Source organism: Nitratireductor sp. GZWM139 (assembly GCF_030068685.1).
Taxonomy (GTDB): Bacteria; Pseudomonadota; Alphaproteobacteria; order Rhizobiales; family Rhizobiaceae; genus Nitratireductor; species Nitratireductor aquimarinus.
In genome coordinates, this window is sequence record NZ_JAMQML010000005.1 from 35,707 (window position 1) to 55,815 (window position 20,109).

A 20,109-nucleotide genomic window follows, 5' to 3' on the forward strand; every position below is an offset into this window, starting at 1 on the left:
AGCCTGCCGAATAGTCTTCCGCGATGCGATCAAGCCTGCCACATTGAGGGCAGAGGCTGCACGGGGCAACCTCGTCATGGAGAGAATTGGCCGTCGCGATTTCGTTACGCGAGCGGCATTGATGGAGATGAGGGAAAAATGCCGCGTCCAGCAAAAGGCGCCCGCCTCTGGTTCGATAAGAAAGCCGGCCTCTGGTTCATCAGAGACGGATCGGTCAAGCGTGGCACTGGCTGCAGCCTTGAGGAGCGCGAGAGCGCTGAGGGAAGGCTCCAGCAATACATCGAAGAAAAATACGAGCCGCCGTCAGACAGTCGTTCCTCTGCGCTCCTCGTCTCAGACGTCTTGACCTATTACGCTCGCGAAATCGCGGGCGGACAGCGCTCCAAGACATCGAGCTATTCAATCGAGCGCCTGCTGGGCTGGTGGGGACTTAAGCCTCTCTCCGAGGTGAAGCGCTCAACCTGCCAGGCCTATGTGGAGCACCGGGCATCGCAGCCGATCCGGCAGGCCACCAAATCCAAAAAGCCCAAGCTCGTGTCACGGGAGACCGCCAGGCGCGAGCTTACGGTGCTCCGGGCAGCCATCAACGCCTATCACGCCGAAACGCCCCTGGACGCCCTCCCTGTCGTCACCCTGCCGAAGCAATCACCTGCGCGGACACGCTGGCTGACGCGCGAGGAGGTCGCGCGCCTTCTTCGGGCCGCCCGGAACCTGGAAGAGAGAGATTCGGCCCGCGCATTGCAGCGCTTCATCCTGATCAGCATCTACACCGCAACACGATCCGGCGCGGTGCGCCGCCTTGGATGGGTGGAAAACACCATTGGCGGGCACGTGGATACCGAAGCCGGCGTCATTCATCGCCGGGGAGCAGATGAGGCCGAGACCAGAAAGCGCCGGCCACCGATTCGCATCCCTGACCGGCTCGCCGGGTTCCTGCGAAGATGGGAGGCCGACGACATGCGGAAGGACAAGGACCGCAAGGCGGTCCCGTTCGTGATCCACTTCCGAGGGAAACCGGTGAAAGCTCAGCGCAAATCTTGGGAAGAGGCCCGAGCAAATGCCGGACTGGGGAAGGAAGTGACGCCGCACATTCTCAAGCACACCGCCGTGACATGGATGATGCAGAGCGGGGCGGAGCCATGGGACGTTGCAGAGTATGCCGGAACAAGCCTGAAAATGATCGAGGATGTCTACGGCCACCACCATCCAGACTTCCAGGGCGACATCGCATCGAGGATCGGAAGGCGGTAGTTTCTGTCATCGTTTCTGTCATGACAGAATGACTGATAATCGCTAAGTGCTTGATTTACTGGTGCTGCCGGAGAGATTCGAACTCTCGACCTCTCCCTTACCAAGGGAGTGCTCTACCCCTGAGCTACGGCAGCATGCCATAAGGCGGAAACGCCGGGGTGACGGCTGATGCGTCTGCGTTTCGCTCACCACGAACAGAACTGCGTCTGTCTCTGTGATGCGGCGGACTTCTGCCACAATGAAAAGCATTGCGCAAGCGCACATTCGCATTCAATTGCACAGTTTGATAGAAGCTTGTGAAATTTGCCGCCAAAGCCGGCCCAAACGGCGCTCTCTGCGCGCCCTGAGAAAGCCATAGAAAGGCGGTTTCAACTGACATGGAGCCTCATGTGAGCAAAGCCGATAAACAGAATCCGCCCGTCGTCGGCAGCAAGGGCGATGAAGAACGCAAGAATCGCCTCGCAGCGCAATTGCGCGCCAATCTCGCCCGCCGCAAGGCCCAGGCGCGCTCGCGCCGTCAGGGCGAGGCAGACCAGCGCCCCGAAGGCCTGCAATCGAGCCCGGCGGAATCGGAAGAATAACGGCGTTTCACGACGCATTCCCCGCCTTGCGCAGCGCGCGGCCATGTTTTAGGACCAATTTAAACGAATACGTCTTGCGGCAAACGCTTCGCGGCGTCGCATGCTCCAATTCCGCCGCGATCAAGCATTCCTTTACGATACCGCAAGGCAATCGGCGTATTCAGGCAAGTCGGGGCTGGCAGATCGCTGCCGGCAAATCGGGGACAGCCCACGATCAGACGATGTCGAAACAAGCGCCCGGAAAGTGAGAACGGATGGACCGCATACGCATAACCGGTGGTAACGAGCTGAATGGCACGTTGCCGATTTCGGGCGCCAAGAACGCAGCGCTGCCGCTGATGATCGCGTCGCTTTTGACAGACGACACGCTCACGCTGGACAATGTTCCGCATCTGGCCGACGTCGAAAGCCTGATCCGCATTCTCGGCAATCACGGTGTCGACTATTCGGTGAACGGTCGCCGCGAGAACCAGCAAAAGGGCTATTCGCGCACCATCCATTTCACCGCCCGCAGCATCGTTGACACCACGGCTCCCTACGAGCTCGTCTCGAAGATGCGCGCGAGCTTCTGGGTGATCGGACCGCTTCTGGCGCGCATGGGCGTGGCCCGCGTCTCGCTGCCCGGCGGCTGCGCCATCGGCACCCGCCCTGTTGACCTCTTCATCGACGGGCTGCGCGCGCTGGGCGCGGAGATCGAGATCGAGCAGGGTTACGTGAACGCGAAGGCCAAGAACGGCCTCATCGGCAACCGCTACGTGTTTCCAAAGATTTCGGTCGGCGCAACGCATGTGCTGATGATGGCCGCAGCACTCGCAAAGGGCGAGACGGTGCTGGAGAATTCCGCGCGCGAGCCAGAAATCGTCAATCTGGCCGACTGCCTCAACGCCATGGGCGCGAAGATTTCTGGCGCCGGCACGGACACCATCACCATTGAAGGCGTGACCAGCCTTTCGGGCGCGCGCCATCGCGTGATCCCCGACCGCATCGAGACCGGCACCTACGCCATGGCCGTTGCCATGACCGGCGGCGACGTGATGCTCGAGGGCGCGCAGGCAGACCTTCTGGAAGCCGTGCTCGACACGCTGGAACAGACCGGCGCAGAGATCACCCGCACCAACAGCGGCATCCGCGTGCGCCGCAATGGCGCCGGCATCAACCCGGTCGACATCACCACACAGCCCTTTCCCGGCTTCCCCACCGATCTGCAGGCGCAGTTCATGGGCCTGATGACCATGGCCAAGGGGCGCTCGCACATCACCGAGACGATTTTCGAAAACCGCTTCATGCACGTGCAGGAGCTGGCGCGCCTGGGCGCGAATATCTCGCTTTCGGGCCAGACCGCGGTAGTGGACGGCGTTTCGGAGCTGCGCGGCGCGCCGGTGATGGCCACCGATCTGCGCGCTTCGGTATCGCTGGTCATCGCTGCCCTTGCGGCACAGGGCCAGACAGAGGTAAACCGCGTCTATCATCTGGATCGCGGCTTTGAGCGGCTGGAAGAAAAACTCTCCGCCTGTGGCGCAGTGATCGAGCGTATTTCAAGCTGAACCTGAGTGGCGCGTTAACATGGATTTTCTCAAGCTCGTAGCGCTCGACGATGTCGATCTCGGCATACTTTCGGCGCACCTGCAGGACGCGGTCGTCAAGGTTGGCGATCTTGCATTCGAGCCGTCGAACCGGCGCTTTGCAGCGGCCTTCAACCGCTTTGTCTGGGAAAACGAGACCAAGCGCAGCTTCCTGAGACAGTCCCCGCATGAGCGCCGCCGCAGCGTTCTTCACTTCGACCGGGTCCAGTCCGTGCGCACGGCAGGGATCGACCGCAACCGGCCGAACGACGTTCTCTCGCTTCTGGCGATCAACTTCATTCCTGCGCAGGAACCGTCGGGGGTGGTCGAACTGATCTTCTCCGGCGATGCCGCGCTGCGCCTCGATGTCGAGTGTATCGAGGCGCGGCTCACCGATCTCGGCGCGGCGTGGGAAACGCCAAGCCGACCAAGCCACGACGTCTGACATGGCTTGTCCGGACTCCGATACGGCACGTCTGATCGATGTCGAACTCGATGAGTCCGTTGGCCGCGGGACGCCCGATGTCGAGCATGAACGGGCGGTCGCGATCTTCGACCTGGTCGAGGAAAACTGTTTCCGGCCCGTCGGCGACAAGAAGGACGGCCCCTACAAGCTGAAACTCTCGCTTGTCGATTCCCGCCTGGTCTTCGCGATCTCCCGTGAAAATGACGAGGCCGTGGTGACGCACATTCTGTCGCTCACCCCCTTCCGGCGCATCGTGAAAGACTATTTCATGATCTGCGAAAGCTATTACGACGCCATTCGTAGCGCCACGCCCAGCCAGATCGAGGCAATCGACATGGGCCGGCGCGGTCTGCACAATGAGGGATCGCAAACCCTGATGGATCGCCTGAAAGACAAGATCGAGGTCGATTTCGACACCGCCCGGCGGCTCTTCACCCTGGTTTGCGTGCTGCATTGGCGGGGCTGAGGCGCGTCATGTGCACCTGCCACGGCAGGGTGCAGTCATGAGCCCCGGCGTCGCGGAGAAACAGCGTGCGCCGCAATCGGTGTTGTTTCTGTGCGGCATGAACGCCATTCGCTCCCCCATGGCCGAGGCGCTGGCGCGGCAAAGCCTGCCAGCCGGCGTGTTTCTGGCGTCTGCCGGCCTTCGCGCCGGCGAGCGCGACCCCTTTGTCGATGCTGTGCTGGACGAGAAGGGCCTTTCGCTGGGCACGCGCCAGCCGCAGTCCATCGAAGAGCTGGCTGACACCAATTTCGACCTGATCATCACCCTGTCGCCAGAGGCGCATCACCGCGCCCTCGACATGACGCGAACCATCGCGGCTGACGTCGAATACTGGCCGACGATGGACCCCACCGTGGTCAGCGGCACACGCGACCAGATCATCGCTGCCTACCGCGATGTGCGCGACCGTCTGGCCGCATCCATCGCCCAGCGCTTCGAAACGTGAAACAATTCCGACACAAATTCACGTTTGCCGGGGTTTGGCTTGTTCACAAAGGGTGATGAATGGGCTAGGTTCCGCGCCAAATTCCGGTCGTCGGCCGGAAATATCCTAAAAGAGCCGAAGGTAACGGATGCCAAAGGAAGAAGTCCTGGAGTTTCCAGGCGTGGTCACCGAACTGCTGCCCAACGCGATGTTTCGCGTGAAGCTGGAAAACGAACACGAGATCATCGCCCACACCGCTGGACGCATGCGCAAGAACCGCATCCGCGTTCTGACGGGTGACAAGGTGCTCGTCGAGATGACGCCCTACGACCTGACCAAGGGCCGCATCACCTACCGCTTCAAGTAAGCCGTCTGACGCGGTCGGTGACATTGCAATGAGCGCACTGCAGAAACTCGTGCTGGCCTCTGGCTCGCCCCGCCGCGTCGAACTCCTGCAGCAGGCGGGCATCGAGCCGGACCGCCTTGCGCCTGCCGATATCGACGAAACGCCGCTGAAGAGCGAACATCCCCGCTCGCTTGCCCGCCGTCTGGCGCTTGGCAAGGCGGAGAAGGCGCATGAGCGCCTGACGCAGGATGGCGAGGCGGAAGGTCATTACCTGCTGGCCGCAGACACGGTCGTGTCGGTTGGCCGCCGGATCCTGCCCAAAGCCGAAATGGTGGACGAGGCATCCAACTGCCTGCAGCTGCTCTCGGGCCGCGCCCACCGGGTCTACACCGGGCTTTGCCTCATCACGCCGTCGGGAAAGGTGCGCCAGCGCATCGTCGAGACGCGCGTGCGCTTCAAGCGCCTGTCGCATGAGGAGCTGGAAAGCTATCTCGCTTCGGGCGAGTGGCGCGGCAAGGCCGGTGGCTACGCCATTCAGGGGCTCGCAGGCACGTTTGTCGTCAAACTGGTCGGCTCCTACACCAATGTGGTCGGCCTGCCCCTCTATGAAACGGTCAACCTTCTGGTCGCCGAGGGCTACAAGGTACACTTCAACTGGCTGTCCGGACTGGGAGCGCGCTGAGATGGATCAGGACCAGAAAGAAAAGGTCACGCCGCTGCGCCCCAAGCGTCCCTGCCCGGAATGCGGCAAGGAATCGCTGCGCGCGCACTATCCCTTCTGCTCCAAGCGTTGCAAGAACGTCGACCTCAATCGCTGGCTGTCGGGCAGCTATGTCCTTCCGGGTCGCCCGCTCGATCAGGACGACGACGACACCGCCTGAAGTCTCCACGCATAAAAAAGCCCGGTCCAGAGGACCGGGCAAGTGGCAGGCTGCCGGGGGGAACCGGCATGCGGGAGTCAGGCCTGCTTGGGATCAGAAAAACGCTCGAAACTCACGATTTGTGTCCGGCTGCGCCATGAATGGCCGCCATACGCGCCCGCTCGTGAGCGACGGTCTGTAGCCGTTGCGTCACCTGGGCGCGCGGCACACTGAGCGCGGCGGTATCAACGTCACAACGCGTCAGCCCGATATCGGCGAGCTGCCAGTCGGACATTTCCGAGAGCTGACGCGCGGCGCGGCGCGCGCTCAAGAGGCCCGTGAATTTGGCGCATAGCGACACCGTGAGCGCACGCACCACGCCAGCCGGCTGCGGGACAGCGGTTACGGCGAGAGCATCGGTGTGAGCGCGTGGCATCGAACAAATCCTTAATATCGGCGGTGACACTGGGAAACGGCTTGCCCTGACAGGGTTTGGCCAGGGGGTTGGCCAGGGGGTTGAGAAGGCACGGGCAGGCCATTTCCGAAGACAGCGAGATAGTGTCAAAGGCTTATTGATTAGTCGAACGAATGTTTCTAATCTTTATCATCAGCTTCAATGATGGATTGATCCATGGCCGCCCCACTCGACCTCGACCAGCTCGCAACCTTCATCGCGATTGCCGATACGGGAAGTTTTACGCGGGCCGCCGAAGAGGTGCACCGCACCCAGTCTGCCGTGTCCATGCAGATGCGCCGGCTGGAAGAGCGGATCGGCAAGACGCTGTTTCAGAAGGACGGCAGAACCAATCGTCTGACGGAGGATGGCGAGCGCCTCCTGGCCTATGCGCGCCGCATGCTGCGGCTGAACCGCGAGACGCTGGCCGCTTTTGATGACGCCAGCCTGGAAGGCCATATCCGCATCGGCACGCCCGATGATTACGCCGACCGCTTCCTGCCGGAGATCATGGCGCGCTTTTCGCGTTCCAACCCGCGTGTCGAGCTTTCGGTCGCCTGTGAACCGACATCCAATCTGGTCGAGCACATCCGCAAGGGAACGCTCGATCTGGCGCTTGTCACGCATGATGATTCCAGAGGCGGATCGGAGCCGGTGCGCCGCGAACCGATCCTGTGGGTCAGCTCGGCCAATCACACGGTCCATGAACGCGAGGTTCTGCCCATGGCGTTTGGGCGGCCGAACTGCCTGTGGCGGCGCACGGCCTGCGCAGCCCTCGAAGAGGAGGGCCGCGACTATCGCGTCCTCTTCACCAGCTTCTCGGCAACCGTCATCGCCACGGCGGTTCTGTCGGGGCTCGCCATCTCGGTTCTGCCCGAATGCGCCCTGCGCCCCGGCATGCGCGTTCTGGGAGAGGCCGATGGCTTCAAGGCGCTGCCCGACTGCCATATCGGTCTGATGCGCGGCCACACCGGGCAGGCCGAGATCATCGACGCGCTGGCGCGCCACATCTCCGAGAGCCTGGACAATCTCTCTGTCCCCGCCTTTCTGGAAGAAAACGGCAGCTATGATTTCAACGCTGCGTTCCTGAATTCGCGCAACAAACGCCTGCGCCCCGGCCATTTGCTGAATGGCTGGTGAGGCGGGCGACGGGGCACGGCAGATGGCGCGGGCTTGACCCCGTGGACCCGGAACGTCTCAATCGGAAATTATGGAAAAGATACGCCCAGCCGATTCGCAGAGCAATGTTGCGGAATTCTCCGTCAGTGAGATTTCGGGTGCGCTGAAGCGCACCGTGGAAGACAGGTTCGGGCATGTGCGCGTGCGCGGCGAGGTGTCCGGCTATCGCGGGCCCCATTCATCCGGCCACGCCTATTTCGCACTCAAGGACGACCGCTCCCGGCTTGAAGCCGTGATCTGGCGCGGCGTCTTCTCCAAGCTCAAATTCCTGCCGCAGGAAGGGCTTGAGATCATCGTCACCGGCAAGCTCACCACCTATCCGGGCTCGTCGAAATACCAGATCGTCATCGAAAGCGTGGAGCCGGCCGGCGCCGGCGCGCTGATGGCGCTTCTGGAAGAACGCAAGAAGAAGCTCGCCGCAGAAGGGCTCTTCGAGGACAGCCGCAAGAAGCCCATCCCCTTCATGCCGCGTGTCATCGGCGTCGTCACGTCACCCACGGGCGCGGTGATCCGCGACATCATCCACCGCATCTCCGACCGGTTTCCGGTTCATGTGCTCGTCTGGCCCGTTCGTGTGCAGGGCGAGACCACGGGCGATGAAGTGTCCAACGCCGTGGCCGGCTTCAACGCCCTGCCCGAAGGCGGACCACTGCCGCGCCCCGACCTCGTGATCGTTGCGCGCGGCGGCGGCAGTCTGGAAGACCTGTGGGGCTTCAACGACGAATCCGTGGTGCGTGCTGTCGCGGCCTCGGACATTCCGGTCATCTCCGCCGTCGGCCATGAAACCGACTGGACGCTGATCGATCTCGTGGCGGACCGCCGCGCGCCCACACCGACGGGTGCTGCCGAGATGGCCGTGCCGGTGAAGGCCGATCTGGAAGCCTCCGTTGCCCGGCTTTCCGCCCGGCTGAAAGGCGCGGTCTCGCGAGAAGGCGACCGCAAGCGGCAGGCGCTGCAGGCGCTGTCACGCGCCCTGCCCTCGCCCGACCAGCTTCTGGCCCTGCCGCGCCGTCGCTTCGATGAGGCCGCTGGCCGGCTCGGCCGCGCGCTCACCGCCGCGACGCAACGCAAGCGACTGACCTTCAATGGCGTGCGGCTGTCACCAGCCACGCTGGAGCGCCGTCTGAGCGAGGTGCGACGACGCACCGCAGCCTCCGGCGAACGCCTGCCAGGCGTCTTCCTCGCCCTTGTGCGCGCCCAGCGCACGCGCTTCGACCGCGATGCCGCGCGCGTCTCCCCGACGGCGCTCCGGCAGCGCATCGTGCATTGGCGCGACCGCCTTGCACAGGCCGAACGCCGGGCCGACACACAGGTCGCCATGCAGCTCAAACAGGGTCACGCAAGCGCCGATCAGGCCATGCGTCTGGCGAAGTCCCTGTCCCACGAAGGCGTTCTGGAGCGCGGGTTTGCGCTGGTTCGCGGGCCTGACGACCTTCCCATCAAGCGGGCGCGCAACATCCAGCCCGGCCTTGAGCTCCAGATACAGTTTGCCGACGGGACCACCCGCGCGGTTGCCGCCAGCGACGGCCGCAAGGTCGCAGCCAGCCCGAAGAAACCCAAACCCTCGGACAAAGGTCCGAAGGATCAGGGGAGCCTCTTCTAGTTCGCCCTGCGTTCATTCGGACGCACGGGGAATGCTCTGGTGCGCGGTTGAAAAATCGGTGACGGGTGCTTCTGGCACACCACCTCTTTTACCGCATTGAAACCTTGTCTACCTAGCGTCCCGAGAGAGCAAGGATAATGCAATGAGTACAGCGCTTCTGATTTCCGGCGTCTTGCAGAATTTGGGTATCGCCGCAATTGCCGCGCTGTTTTACGACATCGTTCTGCGTCGCAGCCCCAATGACGCAACGCGCCACGCATTGATCGCCGTGGTGTTTGCCGCCGGTGCGGTGGGCTCCATGTCGCTGCCGGTTCAGGTGGCGCCCGGCCTCATCTTCGATCTGCGCAACTCCTTCGTAATTCTCGCCATGAGCTTCGGCGGCTGGCTCACGCTCGGTCTCACCACCGTTGCAGCCATCGCTTTCCGCCTGTGGATCGGCGGGGCGGGTGCGATCGCCGGCGCGATCGGCATTCTGGTTTGCGCAGGCGCAGGCCTTGCCTTCGCCATGCTCTTCAAGCGCGAGCGCATCAGCCTTCCGACATTCGGCCTTCTCGGCGCGGTCTCCGGCCTGTCGCTGCTCTCCATGTTCGTTCTGCCATACGAGACGGCAATCGCGCTTCTCTCCAATGTCGGCCCGGTCATGCTGCTCATGAACGTGCTCGGCACCATGCTCGTCGGCGGCATTGTCGAGCGCCAGCGCCAGCAATATGAGCGCGAGAACACGCTGACGCGCGAAGCATCCACCGACGCACTGACCCGCCTCGCCAACCGGCGCGTGTTCGACATGCGCGGCCCCAACATCATGGATTCCGCCATGCGACGGGGCGAGGCCTGCACATTGATGCTGATCGACATCGATCACTTCAAGCAGATCAACGATGTCCACGGCCATGATGTGGGCGACAAAGTGCTCAAGCATCTGGCTGCACTGGTGCGCGCCAATGTGCGCCAGAGCGACCTTGTGGCGCGTTTCGGCGGCGAAGAGATTGCGCTCGTCCTGCCGATGCATGACGCCAATCGCGGTTTCAACCTCGGTGAGCGCCTGCGCAAGGCCGTCGAGGCCACGCCCTATCTGCACGAGGACGGCGCGGAAATCCGGATCAGCGTGAGCATTGGCGTCTACGCCAACAATGGCGAAGATGCTGCCGAGCCATTTTCAGCCGCATTCAAGCGCGCCGACATGGCGCTCTACCGGGCAAAATCTGCCGGCCGCAACCGCGTTGAAATCGCCATCGCGGCATAGGACTGGAGCCGCTTCACTTCTGACGCGGATTGCGCCAGCGTTGCAGGAGTTCGGCCTCAATGCCCTTGAAGCCGAAATAGAAGAGCACGATCAAAAACCCTTTCGCGAGAATGGAAAGGAACTGCAGGAGACCGCCATCGGCGATCCCCATCAGGCCGTGCCTGAGCAGAAAATCCAGATTGGCCATGGCCACATTGATGAGCTGAAACGAGAGAAACGCCGTCAGGAAGGCGCACAGCGCCATGACCATGAACAGAAACAGCCAGTGATAGCGTGACAGTCGAAACAGATCTCTCATTCGACTTCCCCGAGCGCCCGTAAACTGCCCGGAGCACCGCAACGCGCGGGCCCGAAACCATGCTCCAAGGATAGGCCGCCGGGCCCGATGCGCAAGCCTGCCCGGTTAACGGCGCTCATGCAAAAGGGCGGCGAACAGAAGCTCACCGCCCTTTGCCATTTCATTGGTGTGTCCGCTCAGGCCGTTTTCACGTCCGAGGGATAGCCGGCCGCGTCGAGCGCCTGAATGACGGCGGCATCGGCGCTCTGGCTGTCGATCTGAACCGTCTTCGTTTCCAGGTCGACATTGACCGCTGCATTCGAATCCACGCTCTTGACCGCTTCGGTCACCGCTTTTGCGCAATGCCCGCACGTCATGTCAGGCACATTCAACGTCACCATTTGCTGCTCCTTCAGGTGAAGATCGTCTCGATTCGATGAAGCTAATCCTTCCAGTAACCGGAAGGTCAATCGCCTTTCGCCCTCACGCTTGACCTTCCAGCAGATGGAACCTCTACCCTGCAAAGGCCGATACAGGAGAAGACATCATGATGAACGACTTCATGGGCACGGGAATGATGGGGTTCGGCGGTCTCTGGATGCTGCTGATTGGTGTTCTGGTCATTCTGGCGATCGCCGCGCTGGTCAAGTATCTGATGAAATAGCCAGCGCGGCGTCACCTGAAGCACCGCGCTCAGCTCACGGTAAACTGCCCCATCATGCCGGCGTCCTCGTGTTCGAGAATGTGGCAGTGATACATGAAGGGCGTGTCCCTGCTCGCCGGGTGATCGAACCGCACCAGCAGCTCCGTTTCGCCATCGACAAGAACCGTGTCTTTCCAGCCCTGGTCTTCCGGCCGCGGTTCGCGTCCGTTGACGCTGACCACCTGAAACGACACGCCATGGACGTGAAACGGGTGCGTGAGCATGTTCGTGGTCACGATCCAGCGTTCCGTCGTCCCGCGTTCCACTTCCTCATTGATCACCCCCATCTCGAAGGGGCGGCCATTGATGGAGAAGCCCCCCATCATTCCACTGCCCCCCATGCCTCTGCCGCCCATGCCACCCCCCATGCCGCCGCCCATACCCATATCGAGCGAAAAGCGGCGCGTTGCGGCAGTTTTTGCCGGGTCATGATCCGGGCGGATGCCGCCGAGATTGTCTGGCAGACGCTTGATCGAGCCTTCAAGACGCTCATCGACAGTGAACGGAAGAACCGGGAACTGCCGCAGCCCCGTGACCCTGTCCACCATGCCAAGCGCGCGTCCCATCATGCCGCCCATGCCTGAATTGGGATCGCCATCGCTCGCAAGCGTCATCGCCCGACCGTCGGAGAAATCGACAAGGATCTCGGCCCGTTCGCCCGGCGACAGGCGCAGGGTCTCCAAAGCCACGGGTACCGGCAGATAGCCGCCATCCGTCGCAACCAGATGCATGGGCCGCCCGTCATCACAGAAGAGCGAATAGATCCGCGCATTCGACGCATTGATCAGCCGCAGGCGGACGATGGATTTCGGCACCACGGCCACCGGATCGAGTTGCCCGTTGATGAGCATCGTGTCGCCGGTCATGCCATGCATGATGTCCATCATGGAACTTGCATAGGCGAGTTCGCCATCCTGCGTGAAGCGCCGGTCCTGCAAAAGGAGCGTCAGATCATCGACGCCATAGGTGGACGGCAGGCCGCGCTCGTCATCCAGACCATCGGTGACGTGGATTGCGCCGGCAAGCCCGGCATAGACATCACGCGCCGTGCGGCCATGGATATGGGTGTGGAAGAACGCGGTGCAGGGCGACTGGTCGATCTCCATGTCGGGAACCCACTCGCCACCGGGCTCCACGGGCAGATGCGGGCCGCCATCATGCTCTCCGGGCACAAGAAGGCCATGCCAGTGCGCACTGACGGGGATCGGTAGCGTGTTGCCTACCCTGGCCTCCAGCGGCCCCTTCTTCATGCGCACGACGGGTCCGAGATAGGACTGGTTGAAGCCGATGGTCTGGGCGCTCAGCCCGCCGCCGAAATCCGTCTGCCCGGTCTGCGCCACCACCTCGAAACGACCGGTCTCAGTCGTGTCGATCAGCGTCGGCATGCGCAGCGGCGCGCGGTCTGCGGCAAGGGCTGCGGCGGGTGGCAATGAGGGTCGCAGCACGATGCCGGCAGCGCCTATCGCAGCCAGCGCGGTTGCACCTGTGAGAAAGTGACGTCGTTTCATCGTGTTCGCTCCTGCGCGGAACGCGCGTTCAGTTCGTCGTGGCCCTCGCGTATCTCATCGGGCCAGGTGCTCTTGATGTAGGACAGCACCGCAACGATCTCCTCATCCGACAGAATGCCATCATAGACCGGCATTGCCGAAACGTAATCGTCGAGATTGGCTGCCGCAGCCACACCGTGTTTCGTTATCGCGAAAAGCAGCGTGTCATTGTGGTGCCAGGTATGCCCGGTTTCGTCATGGGGTGGCGCGGGCATGGAACCATCCGGCCCGGGCGTGCGCCAGTCCGCGGTCTCGCCTTCGAGGTCTGCGCCATGGCACGAGGCGCAATTGGCCGCGTAGACGTCCCTGCCGCGCGCAACGAGCTGCCGGTCATCGGGCTTCAGGAGAGCAGCATCCTCCGCCGCCCCCTCCCCCAGCACCAGCCAGAGCGCCGCCGATAGAGCGACCGCGAAAGCGACGCCCAGAACGACTAAGACCGAGCCTGCACGCATGCCTGCCTCGCCTGAACGGGAAAACCGGAGCCGCCGCCATCATACGGTGCCTGCGAAGACAGGACCGTCACGGCGACGGTCATGCCTGCTGCCGGAGCGCAATGCGCCCCGGCCCGAATGCCCGGCAGGGTCATTTCTTGCCGGTTTCGAGGAAGACGCCCGGCTGGGTGTCGGCATATCCGTCGAATGTGTAGACCGTGTATTCGGCCTCAGGGTCGTATCCCATGCCCAGCGAGCCCATCGGCATGCCCGGAACGGCGATGCCCTTCACGTCCGGCTTCTCGGACATGAGCTTTTCCACCGCCTCGATCGGCACGTGACCTTCAAGCACATATTTGCGCTCGTCGCCGATCACCGCCGTGTGACAGGCCCCCATGGCGTCAGGCACACCGGCCTGTTTCTTGACGTTGGAGAGGTCTTCAAGGTCGGTCACCTTCATCGTGTAGCCGGCCTCTTCCATGGCCTCGACCCACACTTCACAGCAGCCGCACCACGGCGTCTTGTAGACGGTGATGGTCTTGTCGCTGTCTGCCGGAGCGGCATGGGCCGCGCCAAGAAGCGTTGAAAGGGCAAGTGCGGCGGCAGGCATCTGCTTCAGGATGGCGTTCTTCATTGTGGTTCTCTTTCGAATGATCTCGGGGAGAGCCGCGACAGGAACTGAAATCGTCCAGAGGGCCAGAATGCGCGCCACCGGGGCCGCTCTTGCGCGACCGGGTTCAGGTGGCGGGCTCATGCCCTAAGGCAGCGCCAAGGCGCACACCTTTCTGGAGACCGCTATCCTCTCTCGACTGATTGAAATGCGCCGGATACCGGCGCTGAAAGCGATCAGGCGAGGATGGGCGGTCGAAAGAGACGTAAGGGGACGGGCTGGTGAAGCGTGACGGTCGGCATGCTGGCAAGCGGAGAGACCGTGGCGTGGAACTGCTGCACCTGGAAGGGCGCGATGTAATGGCAATCCATTGCGCAATTCATCTCGAAGGGCATCGCGCCATCGCTGGCCGGCCCGCAGCAATCCATCATCGAAGAATCAGCGGGATGCGCGGCCGTTTCCGTGGCGGCGACCGAATCAGCCGCAAACGCCGTCTGCATTGCGGGAAGCGCGCCCGCAAAGGCGAAAACGATCAGAAGCAGGACGGCCAGAAACCTTCTCATGAAGCGTTATGTATCGCGCCATGGCCGGGAAATCCATAAAAACCGGGCGCATGCGACACCGAAACCGGGTCTGGAGGCGTTCAATGTTGCGCCCGACGCGCGCAACACCGCTATCCGCAAAAGTGTAGCGCGCAATTTCAGTTGGCGCGAACGCGCAAGTTCACTTGGCATCAATTCAAAATGATTTTTTGATCCGTTGAACGGCGTTTCAACATTCTCGATCCTCCAGCATCGAAGCTGCGGGGCCGGCGGATCGTTTCATATTCTCAGCGGTATTCCTCCTAACAGGATATGCCTCGCCGTTTCCCGCACATTGCTCCGGACGTTCGCTTTGCAAAACTCATTGTCTCATTCGTCACAGCCATACGGCGAGTGAGAACACAATGAGAACAAAAGCTAGACTCAACCGGCCCACCTGTATTAAATTCTTCTCACTGATGAAGATCGCCACAACCGCCTGATTGGTGCTCAACCCCGGGGCATGAATGCTCCTGGGGAACACTATCGGCTTGCCGCTGAATAAAGCGGTAGGTGTCTCGACTTTGCGCTTCCGCGAGCAGGAGCATGCTGCCGTCTTGCGGGCGGCCACGAGGTCGAGTGGAAGTCTTCCTCAACTTCACCACTGGCAAGCCCGGCTTGATACCGGTCGATGCCGGCAAAACCGAAGACAATGATTGGCGAGAAGAGAGCTGATGGGCATGACGCAGACCCGCGAAACGAACAACGCAGCAGAAGCGGGCGAAGCGGTTTCTGCCGACCCGGCGAAGAAACGAGACCCTTATGGGCCGGCCGCAGAGGCGTTCATCGAATCGTGCGGCGGTGATCCTCGCGAGGCGGTGGCTGCGTTGATGGGCGAGAATGACTATCTGGCCGGTCGTATCAAGGCGCTCGAAGACGTGGTGAGCTGGGGCTATATGCGGGCGGGCACAGGGCAGCGATAAAACGTTGGATGAAGCGAATGAATGGTAAATGCAGGGCGATGCGGCGCCTGTCAGTGCGCGGAGCCGTAAATGGGTCAATTCAGGCCGATGGATTATTCAGAACTTCTGCCAGGCAGGAACCGCCATATGATCCGGTTGGGTCACATTGCCCGATGGTGGAAACTCGGAGCACTCTGCATCCACTGTAAGAACTTAACACAGCTCGAACGCTATGAGCTGCGCAATCACTGGGGCGAGCGAGCTTTCATGGTGGATCTCGAAAGCAAACTTCGGTGCCGCCGCTGCGGAAACCATCGAAGCAATAAGATTCTTGTGATCGGAAAAGAGACACGCTGAGGCGCAGCCTGCCTATCGCACACGCGGAATTCGATCCTTGTCGTCGACGAGCAGATCGGCCTTTCGGATTTGCTTGGGCGTCAGGCGTCTACTTGTACTAGTCGGCGGCACCATGCTTCTCGCAATTTGCTCTGGGCCATTGAAGATGACATGGGCGTTACCAGTTTTGAAATCGAGTTCGAAGAACAAGAGCCGTTGATCTGTCTGCAGAGGATACGACAGATTCAGTACCGGTCCGCCCCCAGTTCCGGTCGCCTTAACCTGAACAGGGTATCCGCGTGGACAGACCCCGTCGACACCGTGACGAATAGGTTTGTGAATCTCGATGCCAAAGTGTTTATGCGCCAGAACTTCTCCAATGTCGCCAACGAGCATCCCATCTAGGGTAAATTTCTTCAGGCCCTTAGACTCTTTGGCTAGACGCTCCTGCGCCCTCGCGATTTCCATCATAGCCTTCGATAAAGTGATCGTACGCTTAGCCCCCTTCCTGAATATCGACATCAGCGCGCCCTCCAACCAGTTCGTTCTTGACCAACCCCACGGCCCGACAACTAATATCAACAAACAGCGCAAACCTCCAACGAGCCGGCCATGTGCAATCTCTACAACGTGACCACCACGCGCGAGGCGTTGCGGCAGTTTGTCGGAACCCTCCGGGACTACGGTTTCAACGAGCCCTCCCTGCAGGTTTATCCAAACCGCTATGCCCCGATCGCGCGGATTGGAGAGGATGGCGAGCGCGAACTGGTGCGTGCGCGCTGGGGCATGCCGACACCGCCCATGTTCATCAAGGGCCAGCATGACAGCGGCGTCACGAATATCCGCAACACCGGGTCCGCGCACTGGCGCAAATGGCTATCACCTGAAAGCCGGTGTCTGGTGCCTGCAACGAGTTTTGCCGAACCCGATCCCGGCAGCCGGAAGGAAGGCGACAGGCGCACGCCGAATGCGTGGTTTGCCTTGAGGGAGGATCGGCCGCTCTTCGCCTTCGCCGGGCTCTGGACGGCATGGCACGGCAAGCGTATGGCGAGGGAGGAGCCGGACGACCACGAGGTCTACGGATTTCTCACCACCGAGCCGAACGCCGTCGTCGAACCGGTGCACAAGAAGGCCATGCCTGTCATTCTCACGACGAAAGACGAGATGGACACATGGTTAAGAGCGCCCTGGGATGAAGCCAAGGCATTGCAAAGGCCGCTGCGTGATGATGGGTTGATAGTGGTTGAGGCGCCGGAGGTGCCCAACTGAAAATTTACTAGAACGTTTCGTACGGGGAAGGCTAAGCGGGTTTCATTTTTTGGAGGACTTCTTCGACGGTTTGTTGCAACTCCAGCAACCTGACAGTATCCGCAAGTGTGCGAGAAACAGGGCTCGCTTCGTCCAGCATGTTGCAGAGGGCGGCAAGATGCTCCTTCAACAGTTCCAACAACCCAACGCTGTGTTGGTTTATGCTGCAAAGCTCTAACTTTTCATGCTCGCGAATTCTGTTCACTCTACGAATAATATCGCCGCTCCGTCTCGACAGGCGCACAAAGTGGTCACCGGTGATCGTGCCCTCATGAAAATTCCTGTCAGGCAACGTTGCTTTTGGCCGAATGTAGCGAGCTTCTTGGTGAAAACGCGAAGCCAAGAATATTTCTAGTTGCTCCAACAATCCCTTAAACGTCTCGTCCGCGACCACCTTCTGTTGCTGAGCATGCTGATCACTCAGAATTTTCGTTTGCATGCCGACGAGTTCAGCGCTTCGCCTAGCTGTTTCGGCCTGTGCGGCAATCTCCTTGCGAGTCTCATCTGCGACCTCTCTATTTAACTGGAACTCCTCACGTGTCAGCGCCAATTCCTTCCGCTGAGCTTTTAACTCCTGAGCTTGGACGAGTACGGTCACAACAAGCCAAATGAACGCCAACGGAGCAGAGGCTCCGGCAAGGAAATCTCCGATCTCATTGGCGCTTCGACAAGCGAAATAACGACTTACAACATCCCACCAGGGAGCGCCGGTTGGGCAGTATTTGGATCGGGAAACAACAATCGCTAAGACTCCCACCCAGATGGCCGACAGACCGACGGCCCACCACAACGCTCGTGGCGAGCGTTCAACTTTGTCGTTGCTATGCTGCCCCATCACCCAGTCTCTTCTTTCGCCCTCATATGGCAGGTGAACCAAGAATCACTTCACCATAGAAATATCCTTGCCCGAACAATCACCAACCGCAACCATGGCTTGCGGCATCCTGAGCACTGCGCTCAGTCAGCGCCCCCGCAAATGGGCAGCCTTGAGAGTGCGCCACGCATATGCTGCAGCCAGGCTGACCACTCCGTTACCGGCTGCCTGGGCGCGGTCCATCCGATCGGCCACCCCATCAGCCAGTCCGAGAAGTTCGGGTTGAAGGTCAGGTCGCCGGCCGAGTATCTCCCCCCAGCGGTCAAACTCAGATGGAGCGGGTGCGAAGAGCGGAAGTTGAAGGACTTCGGCATCTCCGCGCAACTCGTGACAATCAGCCAGATCATCGTCCAGAGCTTTGCCGCCTTGCCTATCGCGACCTGGCTTCCCGTCTGGTTCGGATCGTGGCGAAGCTTCAATCCCTGTTCCGATAGCTCCATCTCGATCCGGTTGCAGTAGAGGCTGCGGGTTGGCGTGGGCCACAATGAAGAGCCGCCGGCGAAAGTGTGAAGCGCCAACCTCAGCCGCCGAGAACAGGCCCGCTTTGACGTGGTAGCCCATTTTGCGAAGGTCGCTGATGACCCTGGCGGATCCCAGATCGAGATGTCCTTCGACATTCTCGAAGAAACACCATCGGGGCTCGATCTCCGCGACAATCCGCCGGATATGTGGCCACAAGTGCCTTGGGTCGCGGGCGCCGCGCTTGCGGCCCGCACAGGAGAAGGGCTGGCAGGGATAACCTCCAGTGACGATATGAACCTTGCCGCGCCATGGGCGGCCGTCGAAGGTGGCAAGGTCGTCCCATAAAGGCGCGTGATCCAGGGCCTGGTCTTCCATCCGGGCCACGAGGGTGGCCGCAGCGAAGGTTTCCCGCTCGACGAAACATACAGTCCGATATCCGGGTTCTGCGATATGGAGGCCGAGCTCCAGTCCGCCAACGCCAGCACAAAGCGCGACGCCTTTGAGTTCATCCTGCGGTCGAGGCATTCCGGGGGGAGATAGAGCCACACGAGCTTTCCCTTGGCGGACGCTCCTGGCGTTCCGGTTCGGGCTCGACCGGCCTCAGATGATTGATCGTGCCGCATCGGCGGCATTTGATCTCAATCTCGCTCCTATCGTTGTTCGCCCTGAAGAGCAATGCGCGGCATCGGCCACAGCGAACATCCTTCATCTCGATTTAACCCGATCACGGCCACACTCCGTTCGCCCGAAAGGGCAGCGGGTGCGGCGGTTATCTTTGGTTATCGTCGGGCGGGGTTTGTTTGGCGACAGGCCCGCCGCCGGCGCTTTCGGGCGCTGGCCATCCGTGATGCTGCCTCTAGGATTGCGGCACCGTCGGCAGAAAATAGTGGATGGCGACACGCACCGCGCCGCCGGTGAAATCGCTACCATTGGCGGTTAGGCGTATGGGCGTGTCGGCATAGAAGGCCTGAGGGCCGATCACGCCGGCATTGGTTGAGCCGGCTGCAACACCAAGCGATCCGCCGAATTTCGAGGTTTCGCCTGCGAGGCCACAATCATATGAGCTGGCACCGGTCACCTCCGTCACTGCCCTTGTCGAGACCCCGAAAACGATCGCACGGTTGGGAATGGTGATGGTCGTGTCGACACTCGCACCGGAGAGGCCGGCAAGCAGTTCTTCGGCCGAGACGATCGCATTGGCGCTGCCGGCCGCCCCTTCGCTCACCGTGGTTGCGGCAGAGCGTGTGATCAGGCCGAGCGCATCTGCAAGCGTCGTCCAGTCCGCACCGTCGAAGATCAGCGCCTGCGCCTCATCTTCTGTCCATGCAAGCCAGCCGGCGCGCGGCGCAAGCTTTTCCCAGGCGCCGCCGCTGTAGACTGCGATGTTCAGATCCCACCCGAGCCATGCCCCGGTTGCACCGGAAGCGGGAATGTACGCATCGCCATCGGCGGGGCTTCCCGGTGGCACCGTCAGATCCCGATCCATCACTGCCATCTGCACAAGCGTGTCGAGGCGCAGCAGGCTCTCATTCACCGGCACATGTTTCTGGGCCTGGTCGGCGGCGATCAGGGGCAGTTGGAGTTTTGTCGTATCGACCATGGGA

27 protein-coding genes, 1 tRNA gene and 1 pseudogene are annotated in these 20,109 nt (G+C 61.4%); 15 read left to right on the top strand and 14 right to left on the bottom strand.

From position 1 onward, the window contains the following. The first annotated feature begins 138 nt into the window (after nucleotides 1-138). On the top strand, nucleotides 139-1,251 hold the full coding sequence (locus NDI72_RS07465) for a tyrosine-type recombinase/integrase (protein WP_283800089.1): 1,113 nt from the start codon (nucleotides 139-141) through the stop codon (nucleotides 1,249-1,251). A gap of 59 nt (nucleotides 1,252-1,310) precedes the next feature. Here the strand turns inward: NDI72_RS07465 and NDI72_RS07470 are convergent. Then, nucleotides 1,311-1,385, bottom strand: a tRNA-Thr gene (locus NDI72_RS07470). Nucleotides 1,386-1,628: 243 nt separating this feature from the next. On the opposite strand from NDI72_RS07470, the gene NDI72_RS07475 reads away from it, so the two are divergent. The 8 genes from NDI72_RS07475 to yacG all read left to right on the top strand — a co-directional run bounded on the left by NDI72_RS07475 (nucleotide 1,629) and on the right by yacG (nucleotide 6,016). Then, on the top strand, nucleotides 1,629-1,832 hold the full coding sequence (locus NDI72_RS07475; protein ID WP_113154256.1) for a hypothetical protein: 204 nt from the start codon (nucleotides 1,629-1,631) through the stop codon (nucleotides 1,830-1,832). A gap of 254 nt (nucleotides 1,833-2,086) precedes the next feature. Beyond that, entirely contained in the window at nucleotides 2,087-3,376 is a 1,290-nt protein-coding gene (murA, locus tag NDI72_RS07480) for a UDP-N-acetylglucosamine 1-carboxyvinyltransferase (protein ID WP_113154255.1), read from the top strand. Between the two features lie 19 nt (nucleotides 3,377-3,395). Then, entirely contained in the window at nucleotides 3,396-3,839 is a 444-nt protein-coding gene (locus tag NDI72_RS07485) for a DUF2948 family protein (protein WP_206993884.1), read from the top strand. 1 nt (nucleotide 3,840) lies between these two features. Beyond that, nucleotides 3,841-4,326, top strand: coding sequence for a UPF0262 family protein (locus tag NDI72_RS07490; protein WP_113154253.1), 486 nt, complete (start codon nucleotides 3,841-3,843; stop codon nucleotides 4,324-4,326). A 37-nt stretch (nucleotides 4,327-4,363) separates the two neighbouring features. Continuing rightward, the gene (locus NDI72_RS07495; RefSeq protein ID WP_283800090.1) at nucleotides 4,364-4,810 is read left to right on the top strand and encodes an arsenate-mycothiol transferase ArsC; all 447 of its coding nucleotides are present in this window, start codon (nucleotides 4,364-4,366) and stop codon (nucleotides 4,808-4,810) included. Nucleotides 4,811-4,937: 127 nt separating this feature from the next. After that, nucleotides 4,938-5,156, top strand: coding sequence for a translation initiation factor IF-1 (gene infA / locus NDI72_RS07500; protein WP_006200926.1), 219 nt, complete (start codon nucleotides 4,938-4,940; stop codon nucleotides 5,154-5,156). Between the two features lie 28 nt (nucleotides 5,157-5,184). Then, the gene (locus NDI72_RS07505) at nucleotides 5,185-5,817 is read left to right on the top strand and encodes a Maf-like protein (RefSeq protein ID WP_113154251.1); all 633 of its coding nucleotides are present in this window, start codon (nucleotides 5,185-5,187) and stop codon (nucleotides 5,815-5,817) included. A gap of 1 nt (nucleotide 5,818) precedes the next feature. Then, on the top strand, nucleotides 5,819-6,016 hold the full coding sequence (gene yacG, locus NDI72_RS07510) for a DNA gyrase inhibitor YacG (RefSeq protein WP_113154250.1): 198 nt from the start codon (nucleotides 5,819-5,821) through the stop codon (nucleotides 6,014-6,016). Nucleotides 6,017-6,128: 112 nt separating this feature from the next. Here the strand turns inward: yacG and NDI72_RS07515 are convergent, their stop codons facing one another. Continuing rightward, the gene (locus NDI72_RS07515) at nucleotides 6,129-6,431 is read right to left on the bottom strand and encodes a DUF1127 domain-containing protein (RefSeq protein WP_283800091.1); all 303 of its coding nucleotides are present in this window, start codon (nucleotides 6,429-6,431) and stop codon (nucleotides 6,129-6,131) included. A 195-nt stretch (nucleotides 6,432-6,626) separates the two neighbouring features. Here NDI72_RS07515 and NDI72_RS07520 point away from each other — a divergent pair, with 195 nt between their 5' ends. The 3 genes from NDI72_RS07520 (at nucleotide 6,627) to NDI72_RS07530 (ending at nucleotide 10,474) form a co-directional block, all read left to right on the top strand. Then, nucleotides 6,627-7,589 carry a LysR substrate-binding domain-containing protein gene (locus NDI72_RS07520; RefSeq protein ID WP_113154248.1) on the top strand — a complete coding sequence of 321 codons (963 nt, stop codon included), beginning with the start codon at nucleotides 6,627-6,629 and terminating at the stop codon, nucleotides 7,587-7,589. A 70-nt stretch (nucleotides 7,590-7,659) separates the two neighbouring features. Continuing rightward, nucleotides 7,660-9,231, top strand: a complete 1,572-nt coding sequence (gene xseA / locus NDI72_RS07525) for an exodeoxyribonuclease VII large subunit (RefSeq protein WP_283800092.1) — start codon at nucleotides 7,660-7,662, stop codon at nucleotides 9,229-9,231. 142 nt (nucleotides 9,232-9,373) lie between these two features. Further along, on the top strand, nucleotides 9,374-10,474 hold the full coding sequence (locus tag NDI72_RS07530) for a GGDEF domain-containing protein (protein ID WP_113154246.1): 1,101 nt from the start codon (nucleotides 9,374-9,376) through the stop codon (nucleotides 10,472-10,474). Between the two features lie 13 nt (nucleotides 10,475-10,487). Here NDI72_RS07530 and NDI72_RS07535 read toward each other — a convergent pair whose 3' ends face one another. The 6 genes from NDI72_RS07535 to NDI72_RS07560 form a co-directional block, all read right to left on the bottom strand. Further along, the gene (locus NDI72_RS07535) at nucleotides 10,488-10,772 is read right to left on the bottom strand and encodes a hypothetical protein (RefSeq protein WP_113154245.1); all 285 of its coding nucleotides are present in this window, start codon (nucleotides 10,770-10,772) and stop codon (nucleotides 10,488-10,490) included. Nucleotides 10,773-10,948: 176 nt separating this feature from the next. Beyond that, nucleotides 10,949-11,221 (bottom strand): heavy-metal-associated domain-containing protein, encoded by a 273-nt coding sequence (locus NDI72_RS07540; RefSeq protein WP_222473803.1) that lies wholly within the window; start codon nucleotides 11,219-11,221, stop codon nucleotides 10,949-10,951. Nucleotides 11,222-11,444: 223 nt separating this feature from the next. Further along, nucleotides 11,445-12,962, bottom strand: a complete 1,518-nt coding sequence (locus NDI72_RS07545) for a multicopper oxidase family protein (RefSeq protein WP_283800093.1) — start codon at nucleotides 12,960-12,962, stop codon at nucleotides 11,445-11,447. Next, nucleotides 12,959-13,453, bottom strand: coding sequence for a c-type cytochrome (locus tag NDI72_RS07550; protein ID WP_283800094.1), 495 nt, complete (start codon nucleotides 13,451-13,453; stop codon nucleotides 12,959-12,961). Before NDI72_RS07550 ends, NDI72_RS07545 begins: the two co-directional genes overlap by 4 nt. Nucleotides 13,454-13,583: 130 nt before the next feature. Next, nucleotides 13,584-14,066 carry a DUF411 domain-containing protein gene (locus tag NDI72_RS07555; RefSeq protein WP_113154241.1) on the bottom strand — a complete coding sequence of 161 codons (483 nt, stop codon included), beginning with the start codon at nucleotides 14,064-14,066 and terminating at the stop codon, nucleotides 13,584-13,586. Between the two features lie 212 nt (nucleotides 14,067-14,278). Then, a complete protein-coding gene (locus NDI72_RS07560; protein WP_206544645.1) occupies nucleotides 14,279-14,605 on the bottom strand; it encodes a hypothetical protein in 327 nt (108 codons plus the stop codon). On the opposite strand from NDI72_RS07560, the gene NDI72_RS07565 reads away from it, so the two are divergent. Both NDI72_RS07565 and NDI72_RS07570 read left to right on the top strand, forming a co-directional pair. After that, the gene (locus tag NDI72_RS07565; protein WP_283800095.1) at nucleotides 14,604-14,789 is read left to right on the top strand and encodes a hypothetical protein; all 186 of its coding nucleotides are present in this window, start codon (nucleotides 14,604-14,606) and stop codon (nucleotides 14,787-14,789) included. The genes NDI72_RS07560 and NDI72_RS07565 overlap by 2 nt on opposite strands. A 508-nt stretch (nucleotides 14,790-15,297) precedes the next feature. Next, the gene (locus NDI72_RS07570; RefSeq protein ID WP_283800096.1) at nucleotides 15,298-15,546 is read left to right on the top strand and encodes a hypothetical protein; all 249 of its coding nucleotides are present in this window, start codon (nucleotides 15,298-15,300) and stop codon (nucleotides 15,544-15,546) included. A 348-nt stretch (nucleotides 15,547-15,894) separates the two neighbouring features. Here NDI72_RS07570 and NDI72_RS07575 read toward each other — a convergent pair whose 3' ends face one another. Beyond that, entirely contained in the window at nucleotides 15,895-16,383 is a 489-nt protein-coding gene (locus NDI72_RS07575; RefSeq protein WP_206994792.1) for a DUF6998 domain-containing protein, read from the bottom strand. Nucleotides 16,384-16,473: 90 nt separating this feature from the next. On the opposite strand from NDI72_RS07575, the gene NDI72_RS07580 reads away from it, so the two are divergent. Further along, nucleotides 16,474-17,130, top strand: a complete 657-nt coding sequence (locus NDI72_RS07580; RefSeq protein ID WP_283800097.1) for an SOS response-associated peptidase — start codon at nucleotides 16,474-16,476, stop codon at nucleotides 17,128-17,130. Nucleotides 17,131-17,161: 31 nt separating this feature from the next. Here the strand turns inward: NDI72_RS07580 and NDI72_RS07585 are convergent, their stop codons facing one another. The 5 genes and pseudogenes from NDI72_RS07585 to NDI72_RS07600 form a co-directional block, all read right to left on the bottom strand. Then, entirely contained in the window at nucleotides 17,162-18,004 is an 843-nt protein-coding gene (locus NDI72_RS07585; protein WP_283800098.1) for a hypothetical protein, read from the bottom strand. A gap of 122 nt (nucleotides 18,005-18,126) precedes the next feature. Next, on the bottom strand, nucleotides 18,127-18,561 hold the full coding sequence (locus NDI72_RS21985; protein WP_349632267.1) for a hypothetical protein: 435 nt from the start codon (nucleotides 18,559-18,561) through the stop codon (nucleotides 18,127-18,129). Between the two features lies 1 nt (nucleotide 18,562). Beyond that, nucleotides 18,563-19,030 (bottom strand): annotated as a pseudogene (locus NDI72_RS21990) (DNA cytosine methyltransferase); the annotation flags it as partial. Then, the gene (locus NDI72_RS07595; protein ID WP_283800100.1) at nucleotides 19,011-19,214 is read right to left on the bottom strand and encodes a Com family DNA-binding transcriptional regulator; all 204 of its coding nucleotides are present in this window, start codon (nucleotides 19,212-19,214) and stop codon (nucleotides 19,011-19,013) included. The gene NDI72_RS07595 and the pseudogene NDI72_RS21990, both read right to left, overlap by 20 nt. A 147-nt stretch (nucleotides 19,215-19,361) precedes the next feature. Further along, nucleotides 19,362-20,105 carry a DUF2793 domain-containing protein gene (locus tag NDI72_RS07600; protein WP_283800101.1) on the bottom strand — a complete coding sequence of 248 codons (744 nt, stop codon included), beginning with the start codon at nucleotides 20,103-20,105 and terminating at the stop codon, nucleotides 19,362-19,364. Between the last annotated feature and the right edge of the window lie 4 nt (nucleotides 20,106-20,109).